This is a genomic window from Paenibacillus sp. (genome assembly GCF_048976745.1).
Classification (GTDB): Bacteria; Bacillota; Bacilli; order Paenibacillales; family Paenibacillaceae; genus Paenibacillus.
Genome location: NZ_JBHGUU010000009.1, coordinates 254,860 through 272,606 on the forward strand (window position 1 = coordinate 254,860; position 17,747 = coordinate 272,606).

Below are 17,747 nucleotides of genomic sequence, written 5' to 3' on the forward strand. Positions count from 1 at the left end.
TTTTGTGTGTGATGTGCTACTCTCCCCGAACGGAAGGTGCATACGCAAGCACTTCCATTTCTATTAAATAAGGGCCTAACCCGCTGAATACGGTAATGCGGGCGGGATATGGCTGCTTGATCATTCGCGCATAGACTTCGTTGTATTCGGGCTGATCCTCCACTCGGGCCAGATGAGTCGTTACCTTCACGATATGATCGAGTGTAAGTCCAGCTTCTTGCAGGATCACCTCAATATTACGAATGCATTGTTCCGTCTGCTCCTTAATGCCACCGATGGGCTCAAGCGTGTGTGGATCGACACCTACCTGACCTGCAATATAGACCAGATCTCCTGCGCGGACAGCATGGGAGAAAGGAAGTGGGAACTTGGGTGCTGCACTGGCATGTATGATAGTAGACATAGTTAGCTGTCATTCCTTTCTTAATGAGTGTGTAAGTTTGTTGTTAACTGATGCCAGTTCGTAGCCTGCTGATAATGATGAGCGATGGACAACAGGCGGTCTTCTCGCATGAGTGGGCCAGCAAGCTGCATGCCGATAGGTAGTTGCTTCCCTGAGGAAGGATCGAATCCGATGGGAACGGTAATGGATGGTAGCCCTGTATTGGTGAATGGTCCGTTGAAAATGGGACTACCTGTCTTGTAGCCATAGGGGGCTACATACGGTGTTGATGGAGTCAATAACACATCGACTTCATCAAAAAGCATCATCATCGCGCTGCGGAATAACGTTCGGATGCGCTGTGCCTGCAAATAATCAACGGCACTCGTCTGGTAGCCAAGTTCAAGCTGCTCCCGCATCGTGTGACCGTAACGATCCGAGGCTTCTGCGAAGCGTTCTTGATGGAAGGCAGCGGCTTCCGCTCGCATAACGGTACGATGGGCGGCAATGGTCTCTTCCATATAAGGAGGCAGTTCAACTTTTTTCCATTGCATGCCCAACTTCTCAAGTACAGCGATGGCCGACTCCACCGCTAACAAAATCGCAGGTTCATCGGTCTGGAAGAAGTTGCTCGGCAGGCCGATCACCATTCCGGAAATAGGATGCTCAAGATTATTGGTTAAATCTGGCTTGCCATAAGGAAGCGTGAAGGAGTCCAGCTCATCTTGCCCGGCCATCGCTTCCAGAACGATCGCGTTATCTTGTGCGGATCGAGTGAATGCGCCGATATGATCCAGGCTCCAACTGGCTGTGATGACACCGTTACGGCTTACCCTGCCGTAAGTGGGTTTCATACAGGTTAATCCGTTGTAAGCTGCGGGTCTGAGCAAAGATCCAAAGGTCTGCGTTCCGAGTGTGAAGGAGGCCATGCCAGCCGCTACAGCAGCGGCGGAGCCTGAACTGGAACCGCCTGGGGTATGATCTAGATTCCACGGATTGCGGGTTGGCGGTTCTCCTCCCTGGAAGGCATATTCCGTCGTTGTTGTCTTGCCGAGCAGGATCGCGCCGGCAGCCTGCAACTTATCAATCACAGTTGCATTCGTCTCTGGGATGAAGTCAGGATAGGTATTCGATCCGGCCGAGGTGCATATGCCAGCGGTATGGATAATGTCCTTAGCTCCATATGGAATGCCATGCAGAGGACCGAGATATTCGCCATTCATGAGCTTGCGCTCAGACTCTCTTGCGGCCTGTAAAGCCTGTTCGGCGGTAACCGTAACGAAGGCTTGCACAGCAGGCTCTACGTTCTCAATACGATTCAAATAGGATTTCGTAAGCTCAACAGGAGATATCGTCTTGTTTTTAATCCATGTTGCGGCTTCAGCAATCGTCAGCTCGTTCAGTGGTTTCGTAATCATCGCAGAGGCACCCTCCTATGCGGAGCATTGGGACCCACTTCTTCGGGCAACTTGAAACCCCGAATCAGCTCCAAGTCGGCAGTAAATATTGCAAGCTCCTCTCTCGTAATAACTCCATTCGCGTATTTCGCACTTTCCGTACGGCGGTGTGTGAGATAGTCGTCCTGTTTCAGAGTAATCACCCTTTCTCTCTCTATTTGGTGAAGCTTGCATCGATAATGTCCTCGTAAGCGAGGTCTTCCTTCAGATTGCCGATGAAGCGCTGCATACCCATTGCCGTCTCGAAGGCGGATTCATTGATAAGCCCCTCGGCAGGATATACCTTGCTGTCAATCATGCGTTGTACAGCTTGCTCCACGACGTTTTTGTCCAGATTCGGGAATTCCTTCACAGCAACTGCTTTGGCGCCTTCAGGATTGGATTGAATGTAGTCTAGGGCTTGCTCAATCGAGGTGACAAAGCGCTGAGTGAGATCAGGATTCTTTTCAATGAAACTTGCCGTTGTATTCATCGTTGCAAAGGCGAAGTCGGGATAATCCTTCGTGAAATCATGGACAATGTGCAGTCCCTCTGCGACGCCTTGATCCAGTTGGGGTTCGTAAACGATAGCAATGTCGGCTTTGCCAGCTAATACAGCACCAAGCTCGGAGCCATTTTGAACCTCGGTGATTGTCACATCTTTGTCGATATCGATGTTATTGTCAGCGAATAGCTTCCGCAGTAAACTGTTGGAGCTTGTAGGTGCCAAACCTACAACAATGGTTTTACCTTTGAAATCCGCTGTCGAGTTCACCGTTACTCCTTCTCTCGCAACCGCCCATACTGGAGCACTGCCCGATAGAAGGACCAGTGAGCGAGCATCCCCACCCTTGGCATTAGCAAATGCGACATGCTCCGGACCGTGGAAGGAGAACGCAGACTCCCCTGAGATGACCGAAGACAATGCTGTAGGTCCACTTCCGGCAGCCCGGATGGAGGTTAGCTCAATGCGATTCTCCTCTAAGAATCCTTGGTTATTCGCTACATAGAGCGGAAGATAGAGCAGATTGTGATACACCTCGGAGACCATGATTTTATCCACCTTCGCAGTATCCTGCCCCTCATTACCGGATGTACCTCCGCCACTCGCAGGTGTTGTGGCATTGCTTCCACATGCACTGAGCAGTGTGGTCAAGATCACCGTCATCGTTGCTAGAATAGCTATCTTTTTGAATGTACGCATTAGTCACCAGGCCCCTTTAATGGTTGTAGTTAAGTTAGTTGTTGTGGGTCAGCTTAGACAGATGTGGTTTTGCTGCTGTTCTTGTTGTCATTCCATGGAAGAAGACGGGATTCGATATAACCGACACAGGTGTAGAGGAGCATCGCGACCAGCATGAGCATGAACACACCGACCCATACGGCGGGTAAGTTAAACAGGTTGCCTTCGACGAATACCATGTGTCCGAGTCCTTTGTCAGAAGAGATGAATTCTCCGCCTACAACAGATACCAGTGCCAAACCGATATTGATCCGGAAGGCTGAGATAATCCATGGCAGAGAGGAAGGAACGATAATTTTGCGGAAAATTTGTGATTTCTTCGCACCGAAGGATTTCATCAGATTAATCTGGGATTCATCGATCTGATGTGTTGCTTGGTAGGCGGATAAAAGCGCTACGATAAACGTTGCGACAGAGGCGAGGGCAATTTTGGAGAAGATGCCTGAACCGAACCAGATGATAATCATGGGAGCGAGTGCGATCTTCGGAATACCGTTCATCGCTACGATGAATGGATCGAGTACACGGGCAACCGACTTCGAATACCACATGAGCAGCCCTGCCAATGAGCCGACTAAGCTTCCGGCTACGAAGCCAATAACGGTGGCATTCACCGTGGCGAACGCATCTGTGAGCAGCTGTCCTGAGCTGGCCATGGTGATGGCGGCATCGAGAATGGCACTCGGTGATCCCATGAGGAATCCGTTAACCAGTTTCAGGCGAACGGCAGATTCCCAGATCACCAGGATGACTGCAACAATAATGAACCGCCACAGCATCGTGACCAGCCATTCTTTGGAGAAGGTGGACTGTCTGCGTTTGCTCTTGTTCTTCGTAACGCCAGCAGGCTTTCCGGCAAGAGAGATTTTAGGTGATGTGCTCTTCATTAGCTGATCCTCCCCATTTGGATATCAAGCTCTGCCCAGATCGATTCAAAATATTGTTTGAACTTCTGGTCGGAGCGGGCTTTCAGTGCTGAACCGTATTGCGAGGCGAGACCGATGTCATACACCTGCTTCACAGTCGTTGGTCTTTTGCTCATGACCGCAATGCGATCGGAGATGGCGATGGCTTCCTCAATGTCATGTGTGATAAGCACGCCTGTCTTGCCCTCGGATTTCAGGATGGACAAGATTTCATCTTCCAGGATGAGTCGGGTCTGATAATCAAGTGCGGAGAAAGGTTCATCCAATAATATAATATCGGGCTGAGTAACGAGGGTACGTATGAGGGCTACACGTTGGCGCATACCGCCTGATAGTGTGGAAGGATAGGCTTCTGCGAATGAAGCCAGGCCATAACGATCCAGATAATCCATGGCAATATCGCCGCGATCCTTTTTGGACATGCCCTTCACTTCTAAGCCTAACGTGACATTATCCAGGATGCTTCTCCAAGGGAGCAGCAGATCCTTCTGCATCATATAGCCGACATGCCCGGTAGTCTGATCGATCTCTTCGCCACAGACAATAACCTTGCCATTTGTTGGTTTAAGCAGACCTGCGATAATATTGAAGATCGTACTCTTGCCGCAGCCGCTCGGTCCCACGATACTGAAGAACTCCTGCTTCTTGATTTGCATCGAAACTTCAGCCAGGACCTGAATATCTTCACCGGTTGCACTGACAAATGATTTGGATACGCCTTGTATCTGTATAGCCATGATAGGTAGCCCCTTTCCTACAGCCTGATGTTTGTTTATTTCTTGATGTGAGATGGTGTTAATTAATGTAACATTGATGAATATAATCCTAATAATATAGACTGATTGACGAATTGTCATTAGTTACTCTGAACATATAAATAGAATAAAATCAGTTAAAATGTACAAATGAGGTTGGTTTGGGAAAAGAAAAACAAAATAACGTGTCATTATACATGACACGTCCTCGGTTTAAGTTGTATGATCAGCTTCGCTAGGGGCTGGATTAACATTCAGTAGTGACTCCAGTGCAAAGGCCAGACGGAAGCGCAGGCTATCCATTGGGTCCTTCATGTTCCTGCCGGTCAGTTTCTCACATTTCTCCAATCTGTAGATCACTGTATTGCGATGTACGAACAATTCTTTTGCTGTATCAACGATCTGGCAGTGATTCTCATAGAAGGAGGACAGAGTTTTCATCAGCTCGCTGCGTTCGTTAGGGTCTCGTCCTTCGAAGGGTTTAAAGGTTTCTTGATGGAATTGCAGCATCTCATCGTGGGGAATCATGCGCAGCAAACGGCTTACATCCATGGTTTGATAGGAGTGAGCGAAGCGGGTCTTTCGCATCTGATAGCCGGATTGGAGCGCCTTGACTGCTTCCTTATAGGAGAGTCCGATATCCAATACATTTGTGTAGGGATTGCCTATTCCGAAGGATAAGCTGAGCTGCGACTCCGTATACAGATTGCTCGCGATCCGCTCAAGTTGCTGAACAACGGTGTGTTCTTCCCAGGACGATTCGTTCAAAAAGACGAGTATGCCGAACTGGTCGTTCTTGGTGAACATGACAAAGGAGAGATCCAGCCTGGCGAACTCCTGCTTAATCAACTCGTAATTAGCGTCTCGTTCCGAGATGAACCGCTCTTCAGAGGGAGCAGCGTTTTGCTTGGGTATGCCCGCTGAGGATTCATCCTTTTTGGCAATGATGAGAACAGAGCTCCCCTGGGCTTGCAGCCCATATTTCTTGCCGCGGTGCAGCGCTTCTTGTTCAGAACGAATGAAGCCCTGAATGAGATCGGAGAAATATTCATTTTTGTAACGGCGGGAACGCTCCTTGACGGCTTGTTTCTTGGTTAACTCCAGACCGATTACATTGACAGCTTGCTCCAGTGCCAGAGTGGAGAGTTTGGAGCTTGCGGAACTGTCGTATCGTGCGATCAAATAACCCTCATGCCGATCCGTGAAGATGGGATGAAGCTCGGCGTGCCGATAGTTATCAGCAGTAAGCAGGCAGATCGAGATTACGGTATGGAAGGAAGGGTGCTCATCTATAAATGTCAGTAAGGGCCCTGCGAGAGACTGGTCATCCATCTGTTGTGCATAATGGGAGCTTGCCGTAATCTGTTTCTTCGAACCAAGTAGAAGAACAGGTGAGGATAACAACTGAGACAGCGTATCTACGATGTTGGGTATACCTTTTCCCTGCATGATCATCGTTGAAAATTGTTTGTGAATAGATAAGGCGTAGTGAAGCTCATGGGTTTTGTTCTGAAGGATGGCGCTGATCGATTGTTGAAATATTTCACCGAGTGTATTGTCGATCTCTGACAGCTCGATGATCGGAAAGCCCAGCCTGTCGGCTGTCTCAAGCAGTTGGGGTGATAATTCAAGAGAGAAGCGCTGTGTCTTGACCGCAAGCGCCGCACAACCAATCGCATGCATGTCGGTAATGAATTCAAGGTGAGCATCGGGGCGGTCTTTCAGGATATAACCGTTGGTCAGCAGCATATCTCCGGGTTTCAGGAATTGTACAATATCCGGGGCGTCCATAATATTAATTGATTGCACCAAACGATCCAGTCCGCGATGTCCGGCAATCACTTTTGCTTTGGATAGAATGGGGATAGTCAATAATTGTTGCAGATCCATCTTCAACCCACTCGCTTTCATCATTGTATGTTATAAAATCTAACATTAAGTGAGGTGGGCGTAAAGAAGAGATTGGATAAAGAGGCTAAAAGATAGATGTAAACAAATTTATCATAAATATAAAAACTTTCCAATAATTCAATGCGTTATACTAAGTAGGCCTATATAAAATTTGATCACTATTACCAACTCTATCACTAAAAAGGAGTTCTCGATCCATGAAAGGAAAAGGATTAGTATCGCTTTTACTTGCTGGTGTTGTTGCTGGTTCTATTTTAGTAGCATCGACGACTACTGCGGAAAGAGTCGTAGCCCAAACTCCGATGGAAGCAGCAACGGAGTATTTTCAGGCTTACATTGCTAAGGATGTAGAGGGAATGATGTTTTATTCTAAAGATACAAATTATTTGGATGAGAAAAGTCGTGAAGAAGGATATGTGAAGGATTTTAAAACCAATCCAACTACAGGGTATGAAATTGTGGAAACCAAGCAGATCAACACCGATGAAGTTCAACTTTATGTAGTTCAAAAGTATGCAGGACAAGACTACGAACAGTCACCACCACTCCCGTATAAAATTTTCAGAAGCGATTATGGCTGGAAGGTTTTAGTAGAGCCGCTAGAAATCAATACATTGACTGGTGAAGTCACTAAAGGTACACCGATTCACGCTTTGCAGTATACAGATCATTAATTGTGATACCAAACAGATTTTTTCTCACGGTAATTACTTTGTAAAAAGTGATTCCTAGAATGAATTTTTCAGAAAATTAAGCCTTGGAAGGCGGTCTAGCAATGCCAGCGACCTGGAACTTTAATGCAAACAAAAAGAGACATTACCCCTTTTAAGAAACAATCTTATACAAGGGGATGGCTGTCCAATGAAAATTTCAGACCGACTATTGAGACAATATTTAGATCATGTTTACTGGATATGTGGAGGCCCTTGCGGCGGAAAGAGCACGATGACTACATTACTTTCTTCAAAGTGGGATATGAATTATTATTCTTCAGATGATCACACTTTCGATTATCAAAAAAAGGCTAATCCACAGGATCATCCAGCAATTTTGCGACACTTCATTGATTGGGAATGGTTCTTTTTAGGGCGTGGAAACGATAGAAGTCACTGGTTAAATTCCGTATTTGATGAAAGCGTAGAGTTTATTATTTTGGATTTGTTACAGATGGGGAAAGAGAAGCCAATCGTAGTAGATACTTTTATGGAACCTGCTTTTCTAAGGGAGATTGTTGACCCCAACCGAGTTGTTTATATGTTTGCAGAAGATGACCTTATTCGAGCGGAGTATCTGGATCGAGATCATCTGAGAGGCATGGAGGATTTGTTCCCTGGTTTATCAGACCCACAACGTGCACGGGACAAAACATTAAATACAGTGGTTGGGGCATCGAATCATTATCTGCAACAAGCAGAGCAGTATCAATTAAAATGGTTTATGAGAACATCACAGTCCAATCAAGAGTAGATGTTGTTAGAAGTTGAAAGGCATTTCGGTTTTAAGTGATACTGAAGTGTTAATTATATCAGTCAATAAACCTCAGAAAGTAGTCGATCAACCTGATCGGCTGCTTTTGTTCATCTAACGAGCAGGTTAACATAATAATACTAGGAAGGAAACAATATAACGGCAGAGGTGAAGAGTTGTTACGAGTCTTAAACCGCTGCTATTAAATACGATCTTTACATAACAAATCAAACAGCCGATAAATAATTATAGTTACGATTAAATCCTAGAAGGACGGTACGATAATGAAAAGTATTACACGTATGACTGCATGTTTGGTTTTAGCTGCATCACTATTGGGTTCTACAACTGCAGTAGCCGAATCCGAGATGCAGGAGCAGAATGACAATGATATAGCCACTTTGACGTGGAGAGGAATTCCAGCAGTAGACATGAACGAGCACTGGGCCAAGCGTCTCTTTCAATGGGGTATCTCTGAAAATATAATTAATGGATATTCCGATTACAACCTTAAGCCTGATCAAGTGATAACAGAGGCTGAATTCCTCAAGATGTTATACAGAGCAATGGGTATGGCTATTCCAAATGCAAGTGCAAATAGTGCATATCTACCCAGTGAGAGTTGGACAGAAGGTCTCTACAGGGTGGCTAAACTATACAACCATCCCACAACGGGAGAAAACAACTTTGCGATGAGAATGCAGCCCATTACTAAACTACGTGCTGCAGAAATTATCAGTGCAACTCAAGGCGTTCATTATACTGGCCATTATGCTGTTGCCTATCTGATCGGACATGGATTATCCAACAGTGAAGCTAATTCTCCAGAGCAGTTTGATGAGGAAAGTACGCTTACGAGAGCAGAAGCACTTCAATGGATACGTCAGCTTGCTTTTCATGGAAAACTTAAGATCGATGTAAGACCAAAAGTTCCTACAGATCTTAGTCTTCTTCCTGATCTAATGGACATAAATTCTGAAGTGATTCCTGATTTTAGTACGGAGCCCGTTACTGATGAGGATTTTAGTTTGTACATTCTTGGCGATGTTCCAGAACTTAGATTTGGAGACTCGAAAAAATCAATTGATGAACAATTCGGAGAATCTAAAGGAAAGAATATATTTGATTCTGATACATATCCGTTATTCACCGCACATTTTAACCAGAGTGGAGAGTTAGATGGTTGGAGTATTGACTCATACATGGATGATTCCCCTAATAAAGCTTCTTCACTACTCACAAAAAAAGGGATCGTGTTGGGTGAAAGCACCTTGTCAGATATTATAGATCGATATGGGTCAGCTGGAGTGAGCGGCAAAGGGATCATAGAGTATTTTTATAAAAGGATGAGCGATGGCACCTATGAGGATATTTCAATTTATGATCCGATCCAAAATATTGAAGACGTGTATACGATCTCGTTTATTGTCGATGATGAAACTCAAGTACTCTATCATGTAATGGTGACCTCTTTTAAGGTTGCTTTTGGTTATACCTAAATCCTTGTGTTATTAAAATCACGGAAAACCAAAGAAGCAGCTGATGAGTATAATCGACTGCTTCTTTGATTCAGCTAACAGGAAGATTAGCGTAACTCACCATTATTTGTTGGGGTTTAAGAGATGGAGCTCATAAAGAGTGAAGAGCCAGTAAGTATACGAAGTGAACACTTGTGAAGATGTATTCTAAAGGAGTCATAATAGTAATTTTGTGGTTATTATGATTAGTGTATCGGCTAAGCCTGTTCTATACCAATTTACAAATGCTAATGATACGATGCACCAAAGCCACCGTGATATAATTAAGAAAATTCAACGTCTATTAATGAGATATACATATGGAGTGGAGTAAAAGATGAATAAGAATCTAAAAGATATAATTTGCAGGTTAAAGATAAGCTTGAAAGAAGATCCAAATGGGATAATAGTTGGTGAGTTAAATGAGGGTATCTCGGGTATTCAGTTTGAGTTTAATCCTGTTCACCTCACTCAGTACATTTCATTTTTAGAAAAAACAAATGGTGCACGCTGTGGGGCAATTGATTTTTGGACCTATGAAGAATTACCTGATAATCAATTTAGGGTAAGCGAATTCCCTGAGTTTATAAATAGGTGGCTTGAGATAGGACAAGTCGTGTATAAACCGCTTTTTATAGACAAGTTTTCTGGTTCGTTGATTCTAATAGAAGAGGAGGGGAGGTTCCAAGAATTCGAAAATTTAGATACGTTTCTTTTAAGTTTTGTTTTCGGTAAGAGCTATCAATTAATAGTTCCGTATGTTGAAAAAGAAGAATGGATTCAGTTTCTTATAAGAAATTAGCCTATGAGTTTTCTCTAATAGCCTTATGACAAGACAGCATACCTACATACAGGTTTAAAAGTAAACATCGTGACCAAACGTTCAATTTTTGGCGGCTAAAATTACATCTCAGAGTCGAGAAAAATCAAACATAAACAGTTACGGGCGAACTAAGCGCCGAATAATTCGGATTCATAGCTCCCTGTAACTGTTTTTGATGTAGAGTACTTTTATTGACCAGGTCGGAGTATTTTGATGTCTGGCTCCATCAGCATTTTGTTCAACAATGGTCCGTACACATTGTAATGTGCCAATGAACGTCCTGGAAAATAAGCTTCTAGAATTTTCATCGTATCATGCTCTTTCCCTCCTAAAATGTAGTAATCTCGCATAACGTAAGATATTAATCTATCATTTTCAGCTTCAAATAAAGTGCCATCCATGCCTTTTGCAAACCAGTTCGAGGCTTGGAAACTTGCATAAGGTATCCCTGCTTCTACAAAGAGCATATGACTTCTACTTATTTCATATGAAGGAGAAAGTACAGAATACTTAACGCCCGGAGAAGGATATGAGCTTGTCCATGGGGTGGTATATATCGTATTTTCGCTAATTTCGGGACCTTTGCCGTGTGTGTTGTAATATCCATCTAGCGCCTCTGTATCAAATACATAAATTCCTAATTCTAACGCTTTGGAAACAGCTAATTTTTCCGTATGTACAACAGAATTATTATTTGGATCGGTTATGACCTTGGGTCCCATATACTTAATTTCCAGCTCAAAGATTAAGAAATTGGTTGAGACGCTCTAATTGAGCAACCCTTTCTATACATCATTCGTTAGAGTACGAGAGAGGTGATATAAAATTAATAAAATGAGTAATAACATCTTAATGTTGGTATTCGTGGTATCCATAATATTTGCGGGGTGTTCATCAAAAGAAAAAAATGAAGATATAGTTACTGAACGTGTAACAGCATCTGATTTTGTTCTGGAAGTCACAACATCACCTGTCTTAAGTACGGGTGAGACAATGAAAGTAAAAGGGACTTTAAAATATACAGGTATTACACCCATTGAAGTTACCCATGGAAGACCAATTATTCGTTTTTTCTTCTCCGGTAGTGACGAGGAACGTAATTATACAGATGTGGGGTATGTAACTGAGTTTAAGTCAGGTCAAGTGGTTGAGGTTGAAGATGAGTTCAAAGTAACCCAAAAAGGGAAACAAAATCTCTATGTGGATATGACCGCGGATATCGCATTAACCATGGATCCGATTGAAATTATTGTGAAGTAATCATGCACCTTTTCCATTGATAAAAAACCTCCCGTCCCGCAGAACATCTGGGATCGGGAGGTTTTGATTAACGTGCTGATTCAACGTTTAGCGTACTAACCATCCGGTGGGTTGAGGGGTAACGTCTGCGGTATCTCGTAAGTCATGAACTTTGACATTGCTGCCGTAGATCATGGAATCACTGCTCAGTCGGAACGAAGGGAAGCTGTGCTCGGATTGCAGACGCAGACAATTTTCGAAGTAAATCTGTTGCTGTTTGTTGATGACAAATGGAAGCGAACCCGCTTCTATGGTAACATCATCGCTATCCGGTTCGTTTAAGATCAGAAGTACCGCAATTCCGTCACAACCGCATCCATCGGTATCATAAAACAATTTGAAATAGCCTGGTCGATCTCCCAGCTTTTCAGTAAGTCTTGCTTCTGCCAGCGGACTGACTTGAATGATCATGACGTCGTTCACACTCCTCTAATCTCCATTGAATTCGCTTACATTTTAATATATGGACCATAAACTCAGATTAGAAGGTAAAATAAAGGAAAAGGAGGCATGTCCCATGAGAATCGTATCGTTGGACAATCAGCCGATTGAACAGTTCACCTATCTGAATGCCATCTCCGGAGGAGAGGTGATCGAAGCCCAACTACCTATTTATCATGGCACAGTATCGGAGCTTCCCGATGGAGTGGATGCACTCATTGTGACCTCGGATCTGCAAGGAGTTGTGCCTGGAACGGAGCGGAGGAAAGATGCCACATTTGGTGGAGCGACGGATTCTAATGAGGAGACGCACAACAGCGTTGGAACGAATGCCGAAATGAATAGCAACTCTATGCGGGGTGCCCTTGAGGATCAACTTCTTGGTGAAGTCCTGCCTGCTTACGTTCGGTTGTTGCTGGAAGTGGAATGGCCAGAGTTTGATCCGGAACGTATAGGCGTGTTGATGTGTGGAGACATGTATGCCCTGCGCGGAAAAAGGGGAGCCAGCGGCAATCCGGTACCCGTCTGGCTCGCCTTCAGGGCAGCCTTCGGCTGGGTTGCCGGCGTGCACGGCAACCATGACCTCACCGATGAGGCAGATGCTCATCGGTTGCACAGCGTCGAGGGCATCCATGCCATGGATGGCCCAGCCGCAATGATCAACGCCGGCACCCCAACGGGTGGCCCTGCGCCAAGTGCCGCCCAACCCAGCCAGCTGCGCATCGCGGGCCTGGGCGGCATCATCGGCAGGCCGGACAAGCCGGGCCGGCTGCCGGCAGAGCAGTACCTGCAATCCGTACGCAAGCTGCTGAAGCAGCAGCCGGATTGCCTGCTTTTGCATCAAAGCCCGGGCATCGCCGAGCTTGGGCTTAGGGGTGAACCGCTCATCCGGCAGGCCTTGGAGGCTGGGCCGGAGACGGTGGTGTTCAGCGGACATACCCATTGGGACACGTCGCTGGTCGAGCTGAGCAATGGCACACAGATTGTGAATGCCGACAGCAAGCTGTTTATTTGGACACGTTAGGTGACGGTTGACGGAGGCGAGGCTTACTTTTTTCACGGTATCTTGGTTAAGCTTCTCTTCTTGTCTTCGCAGCCCGTCACTGAAACCCATTTCATCGCCATTCCTAATCTGGTATGATAAGCAGGGAAAATAGGGAAAATTAGAGAAAAAGGAAGGTTCCGCTATGACACCGATCACCATATACGACATCGCCAAAGAAGCAAATGTATCTGTAGCGACAGTCTCCCGGGTACTGAATGATACGGCACCTGTGCGTGCAAGCACCCGAGAGAAGATAATGTCCATCATTGAAAAACACCAGTTTCAGCCCAATGCGCAGGCGCGCAGTCTGATCAAGAAAGAGACCGGCACCATCGCCATCATCCTGCCGGACATTACGAATCCCTTTTTCCCGGAAGTGTTCTGGGGTGCGGAGAATGAGGCTCGCGGATTGGGGTATACCTTCTTTCTGTGCAATACCGCAGGCGACTACAACAGGGAATCTGAATATTTGTCCATCCTGCGAGAGAAGCGGGTAGACGGGATTATTTTTCTCGGCGGGCGAATCAACATGCAGGTCTGTCCGGATGACATGGCCCAGGAATTGATTGATATGGGCAAACGTATGCCTATCGTGCTGGTCAATGGCAATATTGCCAAAGGCGGGTTCCACCGGGTGTACACGGATGAAGGCGCAGGCGCAGCCCTTGCAGCTGAGCATTTGCTTGAACTGGGGCATCGCGATATCGCCTTTGTCGGCGGGCTGAAAGAATTATCCACCACCATGGTCAAGGTCAGAGCTGTGCAGAAGAAACTTCGGGAGCATGGGCTCGAAATACCGAAAGAACGGCAACTGCTCGGGAGCTTCTCCATCGACGACGGCAAACGCGAGATGTCCAAACTGCTGGATCGTGACAATCCGCCAACCGCAGTCATCTGCGTTAATGACAATACGGCGATTGGTGCCATCAAGTCAACGATTGAGCATGGGCTTTCGATTCCAAAAGATATATCCATTGTGGGTTTTGATGACACGCCGCTCGCCAGTGCTGTTATACCGGAACTGACAACCGTATCCCAGAACACATATCAGCTTGGCAAACAGGCTGTGGATGTACTGCATGAGCTGATTAACCAAGGCAAACCGAAGAAGCAGATCATTCTGCAACCGGAGCTGATTGTGCGTCAAAGTACAGGACCTGCTTCAAGATAAAGGGGCCTGTACTTGAAAAAGAAAGCGTTGACATTTCCTCGAAGGGTGAAATATAATGAGTGCGTGAATGAAACCCCTTTCATAAAGTGGAACGGGTTTTATGTTTCAGCTTAATGAAACCCATTTCATGAAACGGGTTTCAGTGTGGTCATCCATTCATTAGTTCAAGGGGGCGTAACGTATGAGAAGAAGTTTAAAGGTCATTTCGTTATTGATGCTGGTCATGGTAATGGGTCTGACAGCCTGCAGCAGCGGGAGTAAAAGTGGTTCCTCCGGCGAGTCCGGTGGCAAGGTAGATCTGAGCATGACGATCTGGGGTTCAGAGGATGAGAAGAAAATCTATCAGGAACGACTCGACATTGTGAAACAGACGTATCCCGATATTAACGTGAAGCTGAACGTGGTTGCAGGAGATTATGACCAGAAGGTACAGACCATGATCGCCGGAGGAACGGCACCTGACATTATGATGATTGCCGAGAACTATCAGGCCTACGCCTCCAAGAATCAGATTATACCGCTGGATGACATGATCAAGGCGAACAATGTGAATATGTCCGAGCGTTATTCCGATGATATTGCAAACCTGATGAAGTATGATGGCAAACAATTTGGTTTGCCGGATCGGGCCGGTGCGATGGTCCTGTTTTATAACAAAGATCTGTTCGACAAGGCTGGGGTGGAATACCCAACCAAAGATTGGACGCAGGACGATCTGATGGCGGCAGCTCAGAAGTTGACGGTGAAGGAGAACGGCAAAACGGTTCAATGGGGTTACTACCCGGGCAGCTGGTGGCCGCAGTGGATGCAGCTCATCTACCAGAACGGTGGCTCACTGTTCGATGAGAGTGGCAAACCAACCTTCAATACAGAGCCTGTGCGTAAAGCATTACAATTCATGAATGATCTAACTTTCACACACGGTGCGGGACCAACGCCTACCGAGATTGCCGACATGGGGAATATCGGAGCCGATCCGTTGTTCGCTCAAGGCAAGATCGCTATGGAAACGACCGGGTTCTGGAACATCGGTTCACTTGCCAAGGTGGAAGGCATTAATTGGGATATCTCTCCGGTATGGGGCGAAACGAACGCATTCTTTAACGGGTTAACGATTACCAACGCTTCCAAACACAAGGAAGAAGCTTTCAAAGTCATCGAAGCACTGACCACGCCGGAAGCACAGCTGCCAATGATCAAAGCCGGTCAGGATGCTCCTGCAACCAAAGCAGGTCTGTCCAGTGATGAATTCCTGAATGCTGAATACGGCGGCAAAAAAATCAACATGGCTGCGTTCAGTGAATCAACGATCTATGCAGAGCCGTTCAACCCGCAATGGAACGAAATGATGAAGCTCATTAACGATAAGCTGGGTGTGTACTTCAACAACAAAGCCTCGCTTGATGATACCGTAACCGAAATTCAGAGTGGACTGGAAAGACTCTACAAATAGAGGGTTTTTCTGAACATGCACAAATAGCAGCGACAGCAGGACAGGTGGAATCGGCGTGAATGCGGGTTCCATCTGCTCTCTGCGTCATGGGAGGGCTTAACGTGAGAAAAAAGGACGGGAAATGGTTCTACATCTTCATCTCGCCTTGGCTGATCGGGTTTCTGGGGCTGACCCTGGGTCCGATCCTGTTTTCCATCTATATGAGCTTCACAAATTGGGATCTGTTCCAGTCCCCTGAATTCATCGGTATCGACAATTACAAAACGTTACTGACTGATGATCCGATCTTCTGGAAATCCGTCGGCAATACATTCTTCTATGCGCTGATATCCATTCCGCTAGGCATGTCGATCTCGCTCTGGATTGCATACTACCTGAACAAGAAAATTAAAGGGATTACCTTCTTCCGTATTCTGTTCTATCTGCCTTCCGTTGTTCCGGTGGTTGCAAGTTCGTTGCTCTTCATTCACTTGCTTGCGCCAACGGAAGGTTTGATCAACCAGGCACTTGCGATCTTCGGTATTCAGGGTCCTTCCTGGCTTCTTGATCCGAACTGGGTTAAACCTGCACTGATTCTCATGTCCTTATGGGGTGTGGGTGGTGGTGTGGTATTGCTGCTTGCAGGGATGAAAGGCATTCCACAGGAGCTGTACGAGGCCGCTGCCATTGATGGAGCGAAGAGTACGCAATCGTTCTTCCATATTACATTCCCGATGTTGACTCCCGTTATTTTCTTCAATCTCGTGACTGGCATGATTGGAGCGCTCCAGACCTTCGCACAGGTATTCATCGTCACTGCCGGCGGACCTGACAATTCAAGTCAGATGGTCGTTCCCTACTTATTCCAGAATGCGTTCCAATTCTACAAAATGGGATATGCATCGGCGATTGCCTGGGTACTATTCATCATCATCATGGCGTTGACACTGGTTGTATTCCGTTCATCGGCGCTATGGGTGCACTACGAGGAGGGAAAAGCCAATGAGTAATCCATCGACTGTGGAGAAGACGATATCCTATATTTTTCTGATTCTGGTCGGGGTGCTGCTTGCTTCACCTTTCCTGTACATGATCTCCATTGCACTGGCAAGTGACGCAACAACCGTCAAATCAGCCTTTACCTTCGTACCGATGGAATTCCAATGGTCGAACTTTTATACCATTTTCACGAATAACAATCTTGGCACGTATCTCAAAAACTCGGTCATCATTACCGTCTTTACGATTATCGGATCGGTATTATCAGCTTCGATCGTATCCTACGGCTTTGCCCGAATCAAGGCAAAAGGCAGTCGTTTCCTGTTTATTGTGTTGCTCAGTACGATGATGATTCCGGGTGAGGTGACGATGGTACCGCAGTTCATCATCTTCCGTCATCTGGACTGGATTAATACATTTTACCCGCTGATCGTACCAAGCTTCTTCGCTGGAGCGTTCAACGTATTCCTGATTCGGCAGTTTGTCATGAGTATTCCCAAGTCACTGGATGAAGCCGCCATGATCGATGGTATGGGTCACCCGGGAATCTACTGGAAGATCATTATGCCACTGACTTATCCGATTCTGGCCGCCATTGCGATCTTCTCATTCTCCTACAACTGGGGTAACTTCATGGGGCCGCTCATCTATATCAATGATCCGGAGAAAATGCCGCTGGCACTTGGGGTGCAGCTGTTGACTACGGTAGGTGGTGGGCAGATGCCACCATGGAACCTTGTGATGATCGCTTCCCTGTTCCTCACTATTCCGATGGTACTGGTATATCTGTTCGGACAACGTTATGTCTACGAAGCCAACATTAGCGGTGGAAGCAGCGGAATCAAGTAACCAAAGTGTCTGTAATGTGTGTATGTACTGAACCTGACGTTGAAGGTCAAC

At 46.0% G+C, this 17,747-nt stretch carries 19 protein-coding genes; 10 read left to right on the plus strand and 9 right to left on the minus strand.

The genetic code is table 11. The features are described 5' to 3' along the window. Nucleotides 1–16: 16 nt before the first annotated feature. The 7 genes from ACE3K2_RS16705 to ACE3K2_RS16735 form a co-directional block, all read right to left on the minus strand. A complete protein-coding gene (locus tag ACE3K2_RS16705) occupies nucleotides 17–403 on the minus strand; it encodes a RidA family protein (RefSeq protein ID WP_421892400.1) in 387 nt (128 codons plus the stop codon). A gap of 20 nt (nucleotides 404–423) precedes the next feature. Then, the gene (locus ACE3K2_RS16710) at nucleotides 424–1,800 is read right to left on the minus strand and encodes an amidase (RefSeq protein WP_421892403.1); all 1,377 of its coding nucleotides are present in this window, start codon (nucleotides 1,798–1,800) and stop codon (nucleotides 424–426) included. Then, nucleotides 1,797–1,982: a hypothetical protein gene (locus ACE3K2_RS16715; protein WP_421892406.1), complete on the minus strand. Its 186-nt coding sequence runs from the start codon at nucleotides 1,980–1,982 to the stop codon at nucleotides 1,797–1,799. Before ACE3K2_RS16715 ends, ACE3K2_RS16710 begins: the two co-directional genes overlap by 4 nt. Before the next feature lie 11 nt (nucleotides 1,983–1,993). Then, complete coding sequence (locus ACE3K2_RS16720; RefSeq protein ID WP_421892410.1) at nucleotides 1,994–3,022, minus strand: ABC transporter substrate-binding protein; 1,029 nt, start codon at nucleotides 3,020–3,022, stop codon at nucleotides 1,994–1,996. 53 nt (nucleotides 3,023–3,075) lie between these two features. Beyond that, nucleotides 3,076–3,948: an ABC transporter permease gene (locus ACE3K2_RS16725; RefSeq protein WP_421892412.1), complete on the minus strand. Its 873-nt coding sequence runs from the start codon at nucleotides 3,946–3,948 to the stop codon at nucleotides 3,076–3,078. Continuing rightward, nucleotides 3,948–4,724, minus strand: a complete 777-nt coding sequence (locus tag ACE3K2_RS16730; RefSeq protein WP_145323717.1) for an ABC transporter ATP-binding protein — start codon at nucleotides 4,722–4,724, stop codon at nucleotides 3,948–3,950. The genes ACE3K2_RS16725 and ACE3K2_RS16730 overlap by 1 nt, the downstream gene beginning before the upstream one ends. Before the next feature lie 231 nt (nucleotides 4,725–4,955). Beyond that, entirely contained in the window at nucleotides 4,956–6,632 is a 1,677-nt protein-coding gene (locus tag ACE3K2_RS16735; protein WP_421892415.1) for a PucR family transcriptional regulator, read from the minus strand. A gap of 218 nt (nucleotides 6,633–6,850) precedes the next feature. Between ACE3K2_RS16735 and ACE3K2_RS16740 the strand changes: the two genes are divergently transcribed. From ACE3K2_RS16740 to ACE3K2_RS16755, 4 genes are all read left to right on the plus strand, one after another. Next, entirely contained in the window at nucleotides 6,851–7,327 is a 477-nt protein-coding gene (locus tag ACE3K2_RS16740) for a hypothetical protein (RefSeq protein WP_421892418.1), read from the plus strand. 187 nt (nucleotides 7,328–7,514) lie between these two features. Next, complete coding sequence (locus ACE3K2_RS16745) at nucleotides 7,515–8,120, plus strand: hypothetical protein (protein WP_421892421.1); 606 nt, start codon at nucleotides 7,515–7,517, stop codon at nucleotides 8,118–8,120. A gap of 284 nt (nucleotides 8,121–8,404) precedes the next feature. Continuing rightward, a complete protein-coding gene (locus tag ACE3K2_RS16750; protein WP_421892424.1) occupies nucleotides 8,405–9,619 on the plus strand; it encodes an S-layer homology domain-containing protein in 1,215 nt (404 codons plus the stop codon). 355 nt (nucleotides 9,620–9,974) lie between these two features. Then, nucleotides 9,975–10,439, plus strand: coding sequence for a hypothetical protein (locus ACE3K2_RS16755; protein WP_421892427.1), 465 nt, complete (start codon nucleotides 9,975–9,977; stop codon nucleotides 10,437–10,439). Between the two features lie 209 nt (nucleotides 10,440–10,648). On the opposite strand, the gene ACE3K2_RS16760 is transcribed toward ACE3K2_RS16755, so the two are convergent. Beyond that, nucleotides 10,649–11,182, minus strand: a complete 534-nt coding sequence (locus tag ACE3K2_RS16760; protein WP_421892429.1) for a hypothetical protein — start codon at nucleotides 11,180–11,182, stop codon at nucleotides 10,649–10,651. A gap of 130 nt (nucleotides 11,183–11,312) precedes the next feature. On the opposite strand from ACE3K2_RS16760, the gene ACE3K2_RS16765 reads away from it, so the two are divergent. Further along, nucleotides 11,313–11,720 (plus strand): hypothetical protein, encoded by a 408-nt coding sequence (locus tag ACE3K2_RS16765; RefSeq protein WP_421892431.1) that lies wholly within the window; start codon nucleotides 11,313–11,315, stop codon nucleotides 11,718–11,720. 87 nt (nucleotides 11,721–11,807) lie between these two features. On the opposite strand, the gene ACE3K2_RS16770 is transcribed toward ACE3K2_RS16765, so the two are convergent. Beyond that, the gene (locus ACE3K2_RS16770) at nucleotides 11,808–12,182 is read right to left on the minus strand and encodes an iron-sulfur cluster biosynthesis family protein (protein ID WP_421892433.1); all 375 of its coding nucleotides are present in this window, start codon (nucleotides 12,180–12,182) and stop codon (nucleotides 11,808–11,810) included. Between the two features lie 94 nt (nucleotides 12,183–12,276). Between ACE3K2_RS16770 and ACE3K2_RS16775 the strand changes: the two genes are divergently transcribed. The 5 genes from ACE3K2_RS16775 (at nucleotide 12,277) to ACE3K2_RS16795 (ending at nucleotide 17,696) form a co-directional block, all read left to right on the plus strand. Continuing rightward, complete coding sequence (locus ACE3K2_RS16775) at nucleotides 12,277–13,224, plus strand: metallophosphoesterase family protein (RefSeq protein WP_421892436.1); 948 nt, start codon at nucleotides 12,277–12,279, stop codon at nucleotides 13,222–13,224. 163 nt (nucleotides 13,225–13,387) lie between these two features. Continuing rightward, entirely contained in the window at nucleotides 13,388–14,416 is a 1,029-nt protein-coding gene (locus tag ACE3K2_RS16780) for a LacI family DNA-binding transcriptional regulator (protein WP_421892439.1), read from the plus strand. A 181-nt stretch (nucleotides 14,417–14,597) separates the two neighbouring features. Further along, nucleotides 14,598–15,869 (plus strand): ABC transporter substrate-binding protein, encoded by a 1,272-nt coding sequence (locus ACE3K2_RS16785; protein WP_421892442.1) that lies wholly within the window; start codon nucleotides 14,598–14,600, stop codon nucleotides 15,867–15,869. 101 nt (nucleotides 15,870–15,970) lie between these two features. Then, on the plus strand, nucleotides 15,971–16,858 hold the full coding sequence (locus tag ACE3K2_RS16790) for a carbohydrate ABC transporter permease (protein WP_421892446.1): 888 nt from the start codon (nucleotides 15,971–15,973) through the stop codon (nucleotides 16,856–16,858). Then, nucleotides 16,851–17,696: a carbohydrate ABC transporter permease gene (locus ACE3K2_RS16795; RefSeq protein WP_062835736.1), complete on the plus strand. Its 846-nt coding sequence runs from the start codon at nucleotides 16,851–16,853 to the stop codon at nucleotides 17,694–17,696. The genes ACE3K2_RS16790 and ACE3K2_RS16795 overlap by 8 nt, the downstream gene beginning before the upstream one ends. The last annotated feature ends 51 nt before the right edge of the window (nucleotides 17,697–17,747 follow it).

Coding starts and splice junctions, on each gene's coding strand:
- ACE3K2_RS16725 (WP_421892412.1), bottom strand. CDS start 3,948: ATGAAGAGCACATCACCTAAAATCTCTCTTGCCGGAAAGCCTGCTGGC.
- ACE3K2_RS16760 (WP_421892429.1), bottom strand. CDS start 11,182: ATGGGACCCAAGGTCATAACCGATCCAAATAATAATTCTGTTGTACAT.
- ACE3K2_RS16775 (WP_421892436.1), top strand. CDS start 12,277: ATGAGAATCGTATCGTTGGACAATCAGCCGATTGAACAGTTCACCTAT.
- ACE3K2_RS16740 (WP_421892418.1), top strand. CDS start 6,851: ATGAAAGGAAAAGGATTAGTATCGCTTTTACTTGCTGGTGTTGTTGCT.
- ACE3K2_RS16755 (WP_421892427.1), top strand. CDS start 9,975: ATGAATAAGAATCTAAAAGATATAATTTGCAGGTTAAAGATAAGCTTG.
- ACE3K2_RS16745 (WP_421892421.1), top strand. CDS start 7,515: ATGAAAATTTCAGACCGACTATTGAGACAATATTTAGATCATGTTTAC.
- ACE3K2_RS16720 (WP_421892410.1), bottom strand. CDS start 3,022: ATGCGTACATTCAAAAAGATAGCTATTCTAGCAACGATGACGGTGATC.
- ACE3K2_RS16710 (WP_421892403.1), bottom strand. CDS start 1,800: ATGATTACGAAACCACTGAACGAGCTGACGATTGCTGAAGCCGCAACA.
- ACE3K2_RS16730 (WP_145323717.1), bottom strand. CDS start 4,724: ATGGCTATACAGATACAAGGCGTATCCAAATCATTTGTCAGTGCAACC.
- ACE3K2_RS16795 (WP_062835736.1), top strand. CDS start 16,851: ATGAGTAATCCATCGACTGTGGAGAAGACGATATCCTATATTTTTCTG.
- ACE3K2_RS16765 (WP_421892431.1), top strand. CDS start 11,313: ATGTTGGTATTCGTGGTATCCATAATATTTGCGGGGTGTTCATCAAAA.
- ACE3K2_RS16785 (WP_421892442.1), top strand. CDS start 14,598: ATGAGAAGAAGTTTAAAGGTCATTTCGTTATTGATGCTGGTCATGGTA.
- ACE3K2_RS16735 (WP_421892415.1), bottom strand. CDS start 6,632: ATGGATCTGCAACAATTATTGACTATCCCCATTCTATCCAAAGCAAAA.
- ACE3K2_RS16705 (WP_421892400.1), bottom strand. CDS start 403: ATGTCTACTATCATACATGCCAGTGCAGCACCCAAGTTCCCACTTCCT.
- ACE3K2_RS16780 (WP_421892439.1), top strand. CDS start 13,388: ATGACACCGATCACCATATACGACATCGCCAAAGAAGCAAATGTATCT.
- ACE3K2_RS16750 (WP_421892424.1), top strand. CDS start 8,405: ATGAAAAGTATTACACGTATGACTGCATGTTTGGTTTTAGCTGCATCA.